We start from the raw sequence: 14883 nt of genomic DNA on the forward strand, positions 1-14883 counted from the left end.
GTGAAGCGATTAGTTGTTTTAGGAGCAGGAGAAAGTGGTGTAGGAACGGCTATTCTGGGTAAAAAAGAAGGGTGTCAGGTTTTTGTTTCTGATAAAGGAAAGATAACTGATGATTATAAAAAGGTTCTTAGAAATTTTGAAATAGAATGGGAAGAAGAAAAGCATACAGAAGATAAAATTCTAAATGCTGATGTAGTCATGAAAAGCCCTGGAATTCCTGATAAAGTACCTTTAATACAGAAGCTAAATGGATTAGGAATACCAGTGATTTCAGAGATTGAGTTTGCATCACAGTTTACCTCCGCTATTATTGTTGGAATTACAGGTAGTAATGGAAAAACCACCACAACGATGCTTACGCATCATTTGGTAAGTCATGGAGATTTAGATGTAAACATGGGAGGTAATATTGGAGATAGTTTTGCGAAGCAGGTTGCAGAAAATGATGCTGAATATTATGTGTTAGAGCTAAGTAGTTTTCAGTTAGATGGAATCAAAACATTTGCGCCACATATTGCTGTGTTAACTAATATCACTCCTGATCACTTAGATCGATATGATCACAAATTTGAAAACTATATAGCTTCAAAATTCAGGATTGTAATGAATCAAAATGAAAATGATTATTTCATTTATGATTCCGATGATAAAGTGATTACAAAGTATTTGAAAGAGCATCCTATTCGTTCAAAATTGCTGCCTTTTTCATTAAAGGAAAAAGTAGAGAATGGAGCGTATTTAGAAGAAGATAATATAAAAATAATAATAGACAACAACGAATTAACCATGCCGACAAAAGATTTAGCATTAAAAGGAAATCACAACGTTAAAAATGCTATGGCAGCAGCCACAGTATCACAATTATTGAAAATAAGAAAGACTACTATAAGAGAGTGTCTAGAAAATTTTCATGGGGTAGAACATAGACTAGAAAATGTCTTAAAAATTAATAACGTTCAGTATGTGAACGATTCCAAAGCGACCAATGTTAACGCCACTTTTTATGCGTTAGATGCTATGAAATCTTCTACGGTTTGGATTGTAGGAGGTGTAGACAAGGGAAATGATTATACAGAGTTGTATCCGCTGGTAAACGAAAAAGTAAAAGCAATTATTTGTTTAGGTGTTGATAACAGCAAAATTATCAATGCTTTTGGTAATTGTGTAGATAATATCATAGAAACACAATCAATGAAAGATGCTGTTAACATAGCTTATAAGATAGCAGAGCGTAATGAAAATGTATTGTTGTCACCTGCTTGCGCTAGTTTTGATTTATTTAAAAACTACGAAGATAGAGGAAGGCAATTCAAAGAAGCTGTAAGAGAGTTATAACATTGTTTTACATAAAAGAAATAGAGAATAAGAATTTAGTAGAGTGACCAAAGTTTTAAAAAATATAAAGGGAGATAAAGTTATATGGGCTATCGTAGCTCTGTTGGCATTGTTTTCGTTCCTTCCTGTATATAGTGCTAGTAGTAATTTAGCGTATTTGTACGGAGATGGAAATACCTTTGTGTATCTAGTAAAACATTTTGCACACTTGCTTTTAGGTTTTGGTATTATGTATTGGGTGCATAAAATTCCTTTCCATTATTTTAAAGGGCTTTCTATTATTATGATACCTGTAGTCATAGTATTGTTGTTGTTTACAATGGCTCAAAATAATACTATAGGAGGAGCAAATGCCAGTCGATGGATTCGCTTACCTTTTGTAGGAGTTACTTTCCAAACATCTACATTAGCTGCGGTAGTCTTAATGGCTTATGTAGCTAGATATCTTTCTAAAATAAAAGATAAAAAAATCAGCTTTAAAGAATCCTTACTTCCATTATGGTTACCTGTCTTTTTAGTATTGATGTTGATATTACCAGCTAATTTCTCCACAGCTGCAATTATCTTTTCTATGGTAATTATGTTAGTGTTTTTAGGTGGCTATCCCATAAGATATATCTCGGTAATATTGGGGTCGGGATTACTGGTGCTTACCTTTTTTATTCTAACGGCAAAGGCATTTCCAGATGCATTTCCGAATAGGGTTGATACATGGGTTAGTAGAGCAGAAAACTTCTTTAATGATAAAGATACTTCTGAGGATTATCAGATAGAGCGCGCTAAAATTGCTATTGCAAGAGGAGGAGTTATCGGAAAGGGACCTGGTAAAAGTGTGCAAAGAAACTTTTTACCACAATCTTCTTCAGATTTTATTTATGCGATTATTATAGAAGAATGGGGATTGATAGGAGGAGTTTTTCTAATGTTTTTGTATTTAATGCTGTTGTTTAGGTTGGTAATTGTGGCGCATAAGAGTTCTGATATATTCGGAAAACTATTGGTAGTTGGTGTAGGTTTGCCCATTGTATTTCAGGCATTGATCAATATGGCTGTTGCTGTAGAGCTTTTTCCAGTTACTGGACAAACACTTCCTTTAGTTAGTAGTGGAGGTACCTCTATATGGATGACTTGTATGGCACTAGGAATGGTGTTAAGTGTAAGTAGTAAAAGAAGTGTTGATATAAATGAAGACGAGTCTAATCCTATAAATGCAAAAAAAGAAGAATTAACCACAGAAGAAAATCCTTTAGAGGTATTGAGTGAAGCAATATGATAAAGCAACCTAAGATTATATTATCAGGTGGAGGTACAGGAGGACATATTTATCCTGCGATCTCCATAGCTAATGAATTGAAACGTAGGTATCCAGAAGCTTCTATTTTATTTGTTGGGGCTAAAGATCGTATGGAGATGCAAAAAGTTCCAGAAGCAGGGTATCCTATAGAAGGTTTATGGATTAGTGGTATTCAGAGAAAACTATCATTGAGCAATTTGATGTTTCCCTTAAAGTTGATTAGTAGTCTTTGGAAATCAAAAAAGATTATAAAAAAATTTCAGCCAGATGTGGTAATTGGTACGGGAGGTTTTGCGAGTGGGCCTTTATTAAAAATGGCAAATTCTGCAAATATTCCAACGGTACTTCAGGAACAAAATTCCTTTCCAGGAATTACCAATAAGTGGTTGGCTAAAGGAGCAGATAAAATTTGTGTCGCTTACGATGATATGGATCGGTTTTTTCCGGAAGATAAGATCATCAAAACTGGAAATCCTGTTCGTCAGGATTTGTTGGAAATTGATAGTAAAAGAAATGAAGGACTCAATAAATACAATCTTGATCCAGAAAAGAAAACGATTTTGGTTATTGGAGGAAGTTTAGGAGCCAGAAGAATCAATCAGCTTATAGAAAAAGAGTTGACTTTTTTTGATGAAAATGATATTCAGGTATTATGGCAATGTGGTAAGTTGTATTATGAGGAGTATAAAAAATATGATAGTAGTAAAGGGATTCAGGTTCATCAGTTTTTGAATACTATGGATTTGGCTTATGCTGCAGCTGATGTAATTGTTTCTAGAGCTGGAGCTAGTTCAGTGTCTGAATTGTGTATCGTAGCAAAACCTACATTGTTTATACCATCTCCGAATGTAGCTGAGGATCATCAAACAAAAAATGCCAATGCAATTGTAAGTCAGAATGGTGCTAAAATGCTCCAAGAGAGCGAGCTTGATGAGAAATTTGAGAAAACGATTACGCAGTTATTGTCGTCAGAAGCTATGCAGATAAAGTTGACACATGCGATAAAAAAGCTTGCATTACCAGATGCTACAAAAGATATTGTAAACGAGATTGAATTATTGATAAGAAGGAATTGAGATTAAAGGGATGAATAGAGATTTAAATAGTATACATAACATCTATTTTATTGGTATCGGAGGTATCGGTATGAGTGCCCTTGCAAGATATTTTAAGTTTTTGGGTAAAAATGTAGCTGGGTATGATAAAACACCAACTCAGATAACTAAAGATCTGGAAGCATTAGGAATTCAAATTCACTTTACGGATGATGTAAGTGTGATTCCGAAACAGTATTTAGAAAAAGAAGAAACACTGGTGGTATATACGCCTGCGATACCAAATACACATATAGAATTAAATTTCTTTAAGAGTCAAAGTTTTTCTATTAAGAAGAGAGCTGAGATTTTGGGATTCATCACCAAGGATCGATATACATTAGCAGTTGCAGGAACACATGGCAAAACAACCACTACTGCAATTTTAGCACATTTATTAAAAGAAAGTGGAGCAAAAGTGACAGCTTTTTTAGGAGGAATTAGTGAAAACTATAATTCTAATCTAGTGTTAGAAGGAGATGAAGTGATTGTTGTAGAAGCTGATGAATTTGATAGGTCATTTTTGCAATTGTATCCTGATATCGCATCAGTAACATCTATGGATGCAGATCATCTAGATATTTATAAAAAAGCAGACGCTTTAGAAGATTCTTTTAATGAATTTGCTTCAAAAGTGAAAGATCATCTTTTGGTTCGTAATGGATTACCACTTTCAGGAAATACTTTTGGAATCGATGATGACTCTGATTACTGTGCTCAAAATATTAGAATAGAAAATGGCACATATATTTTTGATTTAAAAACACCTTCTCAACTAATTAAGGATTTGCATTTAAACCTGCCAGGTAAACATAACTTGTTAAATGCTATCACAGCCTTTGCTATGGCATTGCTTTATGGCTCCCCAACCACTGCCTTAGCAAAGGCTTTATATAGTTTTAAGGGTGTTCAAAGAAGATTTAGCTATCAGATCAAATCAGATTCGTTAGTGTATGTGGATGACTATGCACACCACCCAACAGAAATAGATGCACTACATCAGGCAATTAGAGAAATGCATCCGGGAAAAGAGGTGTTAGCAATTTTTCAGCCTCACTTATATAGTAGAACACAGGATTTTGGAGTAGACTTCGCAAGGAGTTTAAGCCAGTTTGATCAGTTGTTATTATTGGATATTTATCCGGCTAGAGAGCTCCCGATAGAAGGAGTAACATCTAAGTGGTTGCTGGAGATGGTTGATTTGGAAGATAAAAAAATAGTATCAAAAGAAAGTTTAATTGAAGAAGTTTTAAAAAGCAAAGCTGAAGTTATCACAACAATTGGAGCTGGAGATATTGGAGAAGAAGTTACAAGTATAAAAGAAGCATTGTTAAAGGTATGAAGCGGATATTGACATATGTAAAATATATTGGACTCATTGGATTGATAGCCTTTCTTTTTGCGTTTACAAGTACCAGAAACGAAAAAAGAAAAATTGAAGGAGTGGAGATAGAATTCATTGAAGAACAGAATCCTTACATAAATGAATTAACGGTTAATAAATTGTTAATACAAAATCAAGTTGGAGTGACGAATGTAGGTAAAGAAATTTTAGTTTTGAATAATGTAGAGAAGGGGCTGGATGCACACAAAATGATTGAAGATTCAGATGTGTATCTCACTGTTAGCGGACAACTTAAGGCACGAATCAAGCAGCGTACACCTATCGCTAGGGTTAACGCGGTCGTTCCTTTTTATGTCGATGTTACAGGTAATACGATGCCATTATCGGATAATTATTCGGCTCACGTTCCTCTTGTAAGCAATGTTTCAGAACGAGAAGTTTCAGAAGTTTTTCCATTATTAAGAAAAATTCAGGAAGATGAGTTTTTAAAAAAACATGTAGTAAGTGTTTATCAAAACAATATTGGTAATTATCAATTGGGATTACGAGTATATGATTTTGAAGTTGTTTTTGGAAAAATAGAAAGTTTAAATAGTAAGGTTAAAAATTTTAAGGCATTTTATCAAAAGGCATTAAAAGATAAAAGCCTAGGAAAATATAAGAAAGTTAGTTTGCAGTTTAGGAATCAAGTTGTGTGTACAATAAAATAATGCCAATATGGAAAGAGCAGAAAGTGAAATAGCGGTAGGATTAGATATAGGAACAACAAAGATTGTTGCTATGGTCGGTAGGTATAATGAGTACGGGAAGATGGAAGTATTGGGTGTAGGTAAATCCAAAAGCTTGGGTGTACATCGTGGTGTAGTAAATAATATAACGCAAACAATACAATCTATACAACAAGCTGTACAAGAAGCGGAAAGTGTTTCTGGTGTAAAAATAAATGATGTAACTGTAGGAATAGCGGGGCAGCATATTAGAAGCTTGCAGCACAGTGATTATATCACAAGACCTAATGCAGATGCGGTAATTGATGAAGGTGATATAGACACATTATGTAATCAAGTGCACAAATTAGTGATGTTACCTGGTGAGGAAATATTACATGTACTACCACAAGAATATAAAGTGGATGGTCAGGCTGAAATTAAAGAGCCTGTAGGGATGTATGGAGGACGTTTAGAAGCAAACTTTCATGTAGTAGTCGGTCAGGTTACTTCGATCCGAAATATCGGTAGATGTGTAAAAAGTTCTGGATTAGAACTTTCTGAAGTTACTCTAGAGCCTTTGGCTTCAGCAAATGCAGTATTAAGTCAGGAAGAAAAGGAAGCTGGTGTAGCGTTGATCGATATCGGTGGTGGAACTACAGATCTTGCCATTTTTAAAGATGGTATCATTCGTCATACCGCAGTGATTCCTTTTGGTGGAAATGTGATTACTGAAGATATTAAAGAAGGTTGTTCTATTATAGAAAAACAAGCAGAATTACTTAAAATTAAATTTGGGTCTGCTTGGCCTGGAGAAAATAAGGATAACGAGATTGTTTCTATACCTGGATTAAGAGGAAGAGAGCCTAAAGAGATTACGTTAAAGAATTTATCAAAGATTATTCACGCACGCGTGGTAGAAATCATAGAACAAGTTTTTTTAGAGATCAAGAATTATGGTCATGAATCTCCAAAGAAGAAGTTAATTGCAGGGATTGTATTAACAGGTGGAGGATCACAGTTAAAACACCTAAAGCAACTTGTAGAATATATCACAGGAATGGATACCAGAATAGGATATCCAAACGAACATTTGGCAGGAAATAGTGATCCAGAAACTACAAGTCCTATGTATGCAACAGCAGTAGGATTGGTAATGGATAGCCTTGTTCATATTAAAAAACAGAAAAAAGCAGCGATTAGAGAAGCTGTTGTTGAAGATACGTTGAATACCGAACAAGAAACTACTACCACTACTATTGAAGGAGAAGGTATAGAAGAGGAAAAACCAATAGTAGATTCGAGGCCAAGAAAAAATATTCTTGAAAAGTGGACGGAGAAATTCAAGGAGTTTCTAGACAATGCAGAGTAGGGTCGATCGAACGTAAAGAAAATGTCTATTGGATGTTTTATTGAATTGCCAGCGTTTAGGGGGCGTAGAAAGTAAAGAAAAGTAAAGCTCGGTTTTGAGCTTAGAAAATATTAAAAATAAAAAGTAAGAGAACAAGAAAATTAGCAGTTATGAGTAACAACGAGGAGTTTGAAAACATTTCTTTTGATTTACCCAAGAATCAATCAAATGTAATAAAAGTTATTGGAGTTGGTGGAGGTGGTAGTAATGCCATTAATCATATGTTCCAACAAGGAATCAAGGGAGTTGATTTCGTTATTTGTAATACGGATGCACAAGCATTGGAAAATAGCCCTATACCAAATAAGATACAATTGGGAGTATCTCTTACTGAAGGATTAGGAGCTGGTGCAAATCCAGAAATTGGAGAGCAATCAGCAGTAGAAAGCTATGAAGAGATTAAGTTAATGTTGGATACGAATACCAAAATGGTATTCATTACTGCTGGAATGGGTGGAGGTACCGGAACAGGAGCAGCTCCTATCATTGCTAAAATGGCAAAAGAATTGGATATTCTTACTGTAGGAATTGTAACAATTCCATTTCAGTTCGAAGGTAAAATGAGAAATGAGCAAGCGCAGTTAGGTGTTGAAAAATTACGTTCTCATGTAGATTCTTTAGTGGTAATTAATAATAATAAACTTCGTGAAGTATATGGTAATTTAGGTTTCAAAGCTGGTTTTTCCAAAGCTGATGAAGTATTAGCAACTGCATCTCGAGGAATTGCAGAAGTAATTACGCATCACTATACTCAAAATATCGATTTACGAGATGCTAAAACGGTATTAAGTAATAGTGGAACTGCAATCATGGGGTCTGCGCATGCATCTGGTGCAAAAAGAGCTCATGATGCGATTGTAAAAGCATTAGATTCACCATTATTAAACGATAATAAAATTACTGGTGCTAAGAATGTACTATTGTTAATTGTTTCTGGTAAAGAAGAAATTACAATCGATGAAATTGGAGAAATTAATGACCATATTCAGCAAGAAGCTGGTCATGGTGCCAATATTATCATGGGAGTTGGTGAAGATGAATCTTTAGAAGATGCCATATCAGTTACTGTAATTGCTACTGGATTTGACGTAGAACAGCAAGATGAAATCGTAAATACAGAAACGAAAAAGATCATCCATACTTTGGAAGAGGAACAGCGTACGACTACTCAGGATTTAACACCTAAGTCTACATCACGTTCGACTGCGGTTATAAATTCGATACCTCCAAAAGAGGAAGTAAAAGAAGAACCAGCTATTATTAAGCATGAGTTGATCGAGGAGGAAGAGGAAGAAAATATAAGTGAGTCTTTGTTGCTTCCTACAACAGAATTTTTAAAGAACATAGAGGTTGTAGAACCAGAAGAGGTAAATCCTTTTTCTGTAGATAATGATTTTGTTATTATCAATGCTCAGGAAATCATTAACCAAATCGAGGTAAATGATGCGAATGAGATTGCTGCTGCTGAATCTGAAAAGGAAGATCAATTTACCTTAGCATTTGATATGCCAGTAGGCGGAAACGAAGAACCAAAAGTACAGCAGGAGAGTACGATTTTTGATACTCCAAAGCAAGAGGAAGAAAAACCGATAGTTTTTGATCTTACTGATGATATTTTAGAAGTAGAGGTAAATGAACCAATAGAGGTGGTGCCTACCAGTGAAACTACGGCGGGTGATGTTCGCAGATATAGCCTAGAAGAATATATGGAAGAGGAGAAGAGATTAACTGAAGCTAAACCATCAGCAGAAGTAATTGAAGAAGATCAGGAAGTTATTTTTGAGAAAAAAACTGTAGAGCCTACTCCAGCAGCAGAGCCTGAGGAAAATGTAGATCCTATAGATCAGCCAATTTCTGAAACTCTAAAAGCTAGAGCGGCAGAGCGTAGAGCGAAAATGAAAGAGTTTAATTATAAGTTTAGAAATAACGCTTCACATATAGATGACATCGAAAAAGAACCAGCATATAAGCGTGCAGGTTTAGATGTAGACTCTCGACCAGAATCTTCAGAATTGTCTAGAACTTCATTAGGAACGGATAGTAATGATGATATTCAATTGAGAAAAAACAATTCTTTTCTTCATGATAATGTAGACTAAGAAATAGAAAATGTTTTTCAGATAAACCGATAATCTAAAATAGATTATCGGTTTATTTTTTATCTTCGCAATCCAAAAGATTAAAACCAGTAATTATGAGTTTACAGGCCAAGGTTATGACTGCCATGAAAGAAGCTATGAAAGCAAAAGATACTAATGCTTTAACTTCATTGCGAGCAATTAAATCTGCTATTTTGTTAGCACAAACAGAGAGTGGAGCAAAAGAAGATTTAAGCGAAGATCAGGAGTTAAAATTGCTTCAAAAACTTGTAAAACAAAGAAAAGATAGTGCTGCAATTTTTACCGAACAAGGAAGAGAAGATTTAGCACAGCCCGAACTTGATCAAGCCAAGGTAATTGAACAATTTTTACCGGAGCAATTAAGTGAGGAAGAAATAGAAAAAGTAATAGTTGATATTATTGCTAAAACAGGTGCAGAAGGAATGAAAGATATGGGTAAAGTTATGGGAATGGCATCTGGACAGTTAACTGGTAAAGCAGACGGTAAAACAATTTCTACTATTGTAAAAGCTAAATTATCTTAAGGATATTTAATAGGCCGTGTGGCGCAACTGAATAGCGCATCAGATTTCGGCTCTGAGGGTTGGGGGTTTGAATCCCTCCACGGTCACATCAAGCACAAAACCTGCAATGAAATTGCAGGTTTTTGTTATTTGGAAAAAACCAAAACGCAAGTTTTGAGGTTTTGGAAAATAACAAAACTGTAAAGCGTTAGCTTTGCTAGTTTTGTATTTGCAGGAGTGAACTTCAAGGGATCAACGTAGTTAATCCCTCCACGGTCACTTAGAATAAGATTTGGATTGTTATGAATCAAAAATGAAACGAATTATACAGTATTTTTTAATCAGCAAAAGTATAGACCGAATAGTCCTAAAAACACAGCCTATAGTGTTTAAATTTTGTTATATTTCCAGCAAAATTTAAAACAGAAAATTATTGCCAAGTAATTCACATACCAAAGACCGACAGTATTTTGAAAGTATTTTAGCGCATATTAAGCGTAAAATCTCTTTGACAGATTCTGAAGAAGAACTTTTTGTGTCAAAATTAAAGCGCCGACGTTATTTAAAAGGTCATTACATTGTGCAAGAGGGTGATATTTATAAGTATCAAACTTTCATCATTTCTGGTAAGGTCAAGACGTTTTATATGGGTGATGATGGCAATGAGCATATTGCTATGTTTGGTATGGCTGATTGGTGGGTGGGAGATTTATGCAGTTTTAGCACTCGAACCCCTGCCATCTTCAATACCCAATGTTTAGATGAAACTGTGGTGGTACAAATAAACTATGAGGATATGATGGAACTTTATAGAGAAATCCCTCAAATGGAACGCTATTTTCGTCTTATAGTTCAAGCAGCTTATGGGAATACTACTAAACGAATAGTACAAAACCATTCAATGCCTGCAAAAGAACGATACCTACTATTCAGTGAGACCCATCCGGAAATAATACAGCAAATACCGCAATATATGATAGCATCTTATTTGGGTATCACTAAAGAATTCCTGAGCACCATAAAAAAACAATTGGCAGAGGAATTGAAAAGTTAAACTATCTTAATATTATTTTTTAAAATACCTTATTTTCTTCCTGTTAGATACTGCTGAACTTTACAAAAGTTAAACAAGCAGTAATGAAAACTAACCGACTAGAAGCTTTTAGCGATGGTGTGTTAGCCATTATCATAACAATAATGGTACTAGAACTGGAAGCACCGAAAGACATCACACTAGATGCTATTATCTCTTTAATTCCTGTGCTTTCAAGTTACGTTATCAGTTTTCTCTATTTGGGAACTTACTGGAACAATCATCATCACTTATTCCACATTACAGATAAAGTAAGTGGAAAAATTCTTTGGGCAAATCTACATCTCTTATTCTGGCTTTCACTCATACCGTTTGCCACATCTTGGATTGGAGAACACCATAACGGCACTATTCCATCGGCTTTTTATGGCTTCATATTGTTGATGTGCGCTATTGCATATTTCATTCTGCAAAATACCATTGTAAAAATACATAGGCACGATTCCTCTATTCAAAGCATACTAGGCAATACAACAAAAAGAAAACTATCTCTTCTATTATACACCATTGGCATAGGACTGAGTTTCTTCAAGCCGTACTTTGGAATAGCTTGCTATTTAGCAGTATTGGTGCTATGGTTTATACCAGAAAAGAAAATTGAAAACACTATAAATAACTAACCACCTTACTAATGAAAAATAATGTTATCACATGGCTATTACTTTTAAGTTTTTCATTTGCATTTGGGCAAGAGGAAATCAAAGGAAAAAAGGATAAAGCTCCAAGATATAAATTATTCCGTGCCACCGAGAATTACGAGTATCTGAAAAAACAGGAAGAGAACCTTTACAAAGAAGACACTTTTGACCCAATAAAGTTTATTCCATTAAACAAAAAGGAAAGTGTCTATTTATCGATAGGGGGTGAAATACGACCCCGATTAGAAATTTTTTCCAATAGGTTTTGGGAAGGTGAAGAAGATGATACATTTTATTCGCAACGATTGGTTTTACATTCCAATCTCGTACTTGGAAAGCACATTCGGTTTTTTGGAGAACTTTATCACGGATATACGAGTCACGAAGAGGAGTTCGTAGAGTTTGATGAACTGAACGTCCACCAAGCGTTTGTTGAAATCAAATTATCTAACCAAACAGAGGGTAATGTCTCATTATTATTTGGACGACAAGAATTAGGTTTTGGAACAGGTAGATTAGTAGGGTTTCGGGAAGGTCCAAATATTCGAAGGTCTTTTGATGTTGGAAGACTGGTGTACAGCAAAGGTAAAACTAACATTCAAGCCTTTTTTGGTAAAGAAGTGCGTCCCAATTTCGGGGTGTTTGATAACGATTTCAGTTTATTTGATTCCAATGCTTCAAACCCTTCTCTTTGGGGAGTTTACTCTCAGTTTAAAATTAAAGGACTTAATGGACTCAATGAACTATACTATTTAGGATTTGACTCCAACCAAGCCACATTCAATGATGTTACAGGAGAGGAAACAAGGCATAGCATTGGATTAAGACGTTTTGGAAAAATAGGAAAGCGATGGCGTTATAACTCATCTTTAACCTATCAGTTTGGAGATATAGGTAATAGTACTATCAGTGCTTTTAATATTGATACCGATTGGCATTATGATTTAATTGATACGGCTTGGAAAATAAGCCCAGGTCTTAAGCTAGAATATACCAGCGGGGATAGAAATATTGGAGATGGACGAATCAATTCTTTTAGTCCATTATTTGTCAATCCTACATTTTACAGTCTAGCTGCAACGATAACTCCCATCAATGTCATTGCCATTCATCCTTCTTTAAGTATGCAACCAACAGAAAGGCTACACTTATATGTGGAGTGGAATATTTTCTGGAGAGCCTCTGAAAATGATGGTTTATATCAACCACCCAGATTTATTCTTAGGTCGGCTGACGGATTATCCGAAAGGAGCTCAGGAAATCAACTAGGATTTCAGGCATCTTATGAATTTACCAGACATCTGGCTTTCGAACTTGATTTAAGCTATTTCATAGCAGGGGCCTTTCAAGAAGCTAGCGGAGAGGACGAAAGTATTTTTCATTTTGCTCCTACACTGAGTTATAAATTTTAAAAGAAAACTATGGATAAGAACATACAGTTGACTACTGTAGTTAGACATTATATCAAGCCAGAGAAGCAAAAAGAATTTGAAGAATGGAGCTTGAATATCAAAAAAATAGCAAGTGGTTTTGAAGGTTTTCTAGGTTTGCAAAGTATAGCCCCACCCGAAGATAGCAACGAGTATATTACAGTTTTCAAATTTACATCGATACCTGCATTACAAGCTTGGATGAACTCTGAAGTTAGAAAAGCAGAAATAAAAAAACTTCATTTGTTTTCTGAAAAAGACGCGTATTTAAAGCACGTTGGAGGTATTGACTTTTGGTTTGAAGGTCCAGAAAAAACGATACTCTCTACACCACCAAAATGGAAAATGTCGATTTTGACTTGGTTAGCTGTTTATTCCGGAGTAGTTCTATTGTCAATGCTATACCATTTCCTTTTACCCAATAGCCCTTCATTATTGATAACTTTTTTGGTGACTATAACATTGGTGCCACTATTAACGTGGGTGCTAATGCCAAACATTGTGAAACTATTCAAACGATGGATTTTTAAAGAAGAGTAAATAAAAACTAAATCATTAATTATTAAATATTTAAATAAAATGAGAATCAGAAGTAAATTATCACTAGTACCGATGCTCGTAATGACGTTGTACAGTTGTTACGCACAGCAAAAAAAAGGACCCAATTCAAGTACTGATGAAATAGCAGCAGTAGTGGAGACAACAGCAGTGAATGCACTGCTAGGAGCTTCTGTAATGGCTTTTGGCCCAGAAAATGTATTGTTTGTAGGCGATAGCAAAGCAGGGGTAGTCTATGCCATACCAACCAAGGTCAATGAGGTAAAAGAACCAATGGCTTTTAATCTAAGGGATGTCGATAAAAAAATTGCAAAAGTACTGGGAGTAACTGCATCCGATTTAATTTTTAACGATATGCAAGTCCATCCTGTTAGTCAGGAAGCCTATATTGCCGTCAAAAGAGGATATGCTCCCGATGCACAATCGGTCATCGTTGCCGTAAGTCCTACTAATGGAGAGGTTCGTTTGGTCGATGTAAGTAAAAAAACACAAGTAAGTATTAAAAATATCAGGACTGATGAATTTGAACTTTATGGAAGGTCGTCTTCACGATTAAATATTACAGATATTGATTATAACGATGGGTTTCTATATGTGGCAGGACTGACCAATGGGGAGTTCGCATCCACGCTACGAAAAATAGCATATCCGTTTAATAACTCACAAGAGGCGGTAGCGGGAATAGAAATGTACCACGCTGTACACAATCAAAAAGAGACTAGAGCACCTATCCGCACTATGAAATTTGAAGAAATCAACGGAGAGTCTACCTTGATTGCCGCTTACACCTGTACCCCTTTAGTTAGTATTCCTACTTCTGAAATTAAGGCAGGTAATCATATCAAGGCAAAGACCTTGGCTGAATTGGGCTTTGGCAACACCCCTATTGATATGATAACATTTACTGCTCAAGAGCAAGATGGCAGTTTTGATAAAAAACTTTTGATTATCAATAAAGAACGAAGTGCAAGTTTAATTTCATTGAAAGATTTTGAACAGGCCAATAAAGGAGAGGGAATGAAAGCATTTTCCCTTGGTCCAGAAGGAATGAAAATCTTCCCAGTGCCAATGTCAGGAACAATGCACATTGCAGAGCAAAATCAAATGATGATAGCCAACTTGGAGCGTGATATTGATTCAGGGAATGTGGATTTGGTATCAGAATTAAAAGGAGCTTATTTCCGATTGAGCAATTTTGATAGTGAGTACGAATTCCCAGATTATAAGTATACAGAAACTGAACCTTGGAAAGATTTCCACAATATGGTAAAGCCCATAGAAGGGTTCCCTGAATTGGTCAAAGAGCAATAGTGATTTTAAAAAAGAGACAGGTAATCTCAAGATTATCTGTCTCA

At 35.3% G+C, this 14883-nt stretch carries 13 protein-coding genes and 1 tRNA gene; all 14 read left to right on the top strand.

The annotated features are described in order from the left end of the window. Positions 1-1335, top strand: coding sequence for a UDP-N-acetylmuramoyl-L-alanine--D-glutamate ligase (gene murD, locus Q1B37_RS03435; RefSeq protein WP_299895436.1), 1335 nt, complete (start codon positions 1-3; stop codon positions 1333-1335). A 43-nt stretch (positions 1336-1378) separates the two neighbouring features. Then, the gene (locus Q1B37_RS03440) at positions 1379-2608 is read left to right on the top strand and encodes an FtsW/RodA/SpoVE family cell cycle protein (RefSeq protein ID WP_299895438.1); all 1230 of its coding nucleotides are present in this window, start codon (positions 1379-1381) and stop codon (positions 2606-2608) included. Next, positions 2605-3705, top strand: a complete 1101-nt coding sequence (gene murG / locus Q1B37_RS03445; RefSeq protein ID WP_299895440.1) for an undecaprenyldiphospho-muramoylpentapeptide beta-N-acetylglucosaminyltransferase — start codon at positions 2605-2607, stop codon at positions 3703-3705. The genes Q1B37_RS03440 and murG overlap by 4 nt, the downstream gene beginning before the upstream one ends. A 10-nt stretch (positions 3706-3715) precedes the next feature. Continuing rightward, positions 3716-5065, top strand: coding sequence for a UDP-N-acetylmuramate--L-alanine ligase (gene murC / locus Q1B37_RS03450; protein ID WP_299895443.1), 1350 nt, complete (start codon positions 3716-3718; stop codon positions 5063-5065). Next, positions 5062-5778 carry a hypothetical protein gene (locus tag Q1B37_RS03455; protein ID WP_299895446.1) on the top strand — a complete coding sequence of 239 codons (717 nt, stop codon included), beginning with the start codon at positions 5062-5064 and terminating at the stop codon, positions 5776-5778. The genes murC and Q1B37_RS03455 overlap by 4 nt, the downstream gene beginning before the upstream one ends. Positions 5779-5785: 7 nt before the next feature. After that, on the top strand, positions 5786-7147 hold the full coding sequence (ftsA, locus tag Q1B37_RS03460) for a cell division protein FtsA (RefSeq protein WP_299895449.1): 1362 nt from the start codon (positions 5786-5788) through the stop codon (positions 7145-7147). Between the two features lie 149 nt (positions 7148-7296). Further along, on the top strand, positions 7297-9285 hold the full coding sequence (ftsZ, locus tag Q1B37_RS03465; protein WP_299895452.1) for a cell division protein FtsZ: 1989 nt from the start codon (positions 7297-7299) through the stop codon (positions 9283-9285). Positions 9286-9380: 95 nt separating this feature from the next. Further along, the gene (locus Q1B37_RS03470; RefSeq protein ID WP_299602995.1) at positions 9381-9830 is read left to right on the top strand and encodes a GatB/YqeY domain-containing protein; all 450 of its coding nucleotides are present in this window, start codon (positions 9381-9383) and stop codon (positions 9828-9830) included. A gap of 12 nt (positions 9831-9842) precedes the next feature. Next, positions 9843-9916: transfer RNA gene (locus Q1B37_RS03475), tRNA-Arg, on the top strand. 326 nt (positions 9917-10242) lie between these two features. Further along, the gene (locus tag Q1B37_RS03480) at positions 10243-10863 is read left to right on the top strand and encodes a Crp/Fnr family transcriptional regulator (protein WP_299895454.1); all 621 of its coding nucleotides are present in this window, start codon (positions 10243-10245) and stop codon (positions 10861-10863) included. Positions 10864-10946: 83 nt separating this feature from the next. Further along, the gene (locus Q1B37_RS03485; protein WP_299895456.1) at positions 10947-11522 is read left to right on the top strand and encodes a TMEM175 family protein; all 576 of its coding nucleotides are present in this window, start codon (positions 10947-10949) and stop codon (positions 11520-11522) included. Between the two features lie 11 nt (positions 11523-11533). Continuing rightward, on the top strand, positions 11534-12952 hold the full coding sequence (locus tag Q1B37_RS03490; protein WP_299895458.1) for an alginate export family protein: 1419 nt from the start codon (positions 11534-11536) through the stop codon (positions 12950-12952). 9 nt (positions 12953-12961) lie between these two features. Then, positions 12962-13510: an antibiotic biosynthesis monooxygenase gene (locus tag Q1B37_RS03495; protein ID WP_299895461.1), complete on the top strand. Its 549-nt coding sequence runs from the start codon at positions 12962-12964 to the stop codon at positions 13508-13510. A gap of 39 nt (positions 13511-13549) precedes the next feature. Further along, positions 13550-14839, top strand: a complete 1290-nt coding sequence (locus Q1B37_RS03500) for a hypothetical protein (protein ID WP_299895464.1) — start codon at positions 13550-13552, stop codon at positions 14837-14839. Positions 14840-14883: the final 44 nt, after the last annotated feature.

Source organism: uncultured Aquimarina sp., assembly GCF_947492965.1.
Taxonomy (GTDB): Bacteria; Bacteroidota; Bacteroidia; order Flavobacteriales; family Flavobacteriaceae; genus Aquimarina.

Coding starts and splice junctions, on each gene's coding strand:
- ftsA (WP_299895449.1), top strand. CDS start 5,786: ATGGAAAGAGCAGAAAGTGAAATAGCGGTAGGATTAGATATAGGAACA.
- Q1B37_RS03500 (WP_299895464.1), top strand. CDS start 13,550: ATGAGAATCAGAAGTAAATTATCACTAGTACCGATGCTCGTAATGACG.
- Q1B37_RS03495 (WP_299895461.1), top strand. CDS start 12,962: ATGGATAAGAACATACAGTTGACTACTGTAGTTAGACATTATATCAAG.
- Q1B37_RS03485 (WP_299895456.1), top strand. CDS start 10,947: ATGAAAACTAACCGACTAGAAGCTTTTAGCGATGGTGTGTTAGCCATT.
- ftsZ (WP_299895452.1), top strand. CDS start 7,297: ATGAGTAACAACGAGGAGTTTGAAAACATTTCTTTTGATTTACCCAAG.
- murC (WP_299895443.1), top strand. CDS start 3,716: ATGAATAGAGATTTAAATAGTATACATAACATCTATTTTATTGGTATC.
- Q1B37_RS03455 (WP_299895446.1), top strand. CDS start 5,062: ATGAAGCGGATATTGACATATGTAAAATATATTGGACTCATTGGATTG.
- murG (WP_299895440.1), top strand. CDS start 2,605: ATGATAAAGCAACCTAAGATTATATTATCAGGTGGAGGTACAGGAGGA.
- Q1B37_RS03470 (WP_299602995.1), top strand. CDS start 9,381: ATGAGTTTACAGGCCAAGGTTATGACTGCCATGAAAGAAGCTATGAAA.
- Q1B37_RS03490 (WP_299895458.1), top strand. CDS start 11,534: ATGAAAAATAATGTTATCACATGGCTATTACTTTTAAGTTTTTCATTT.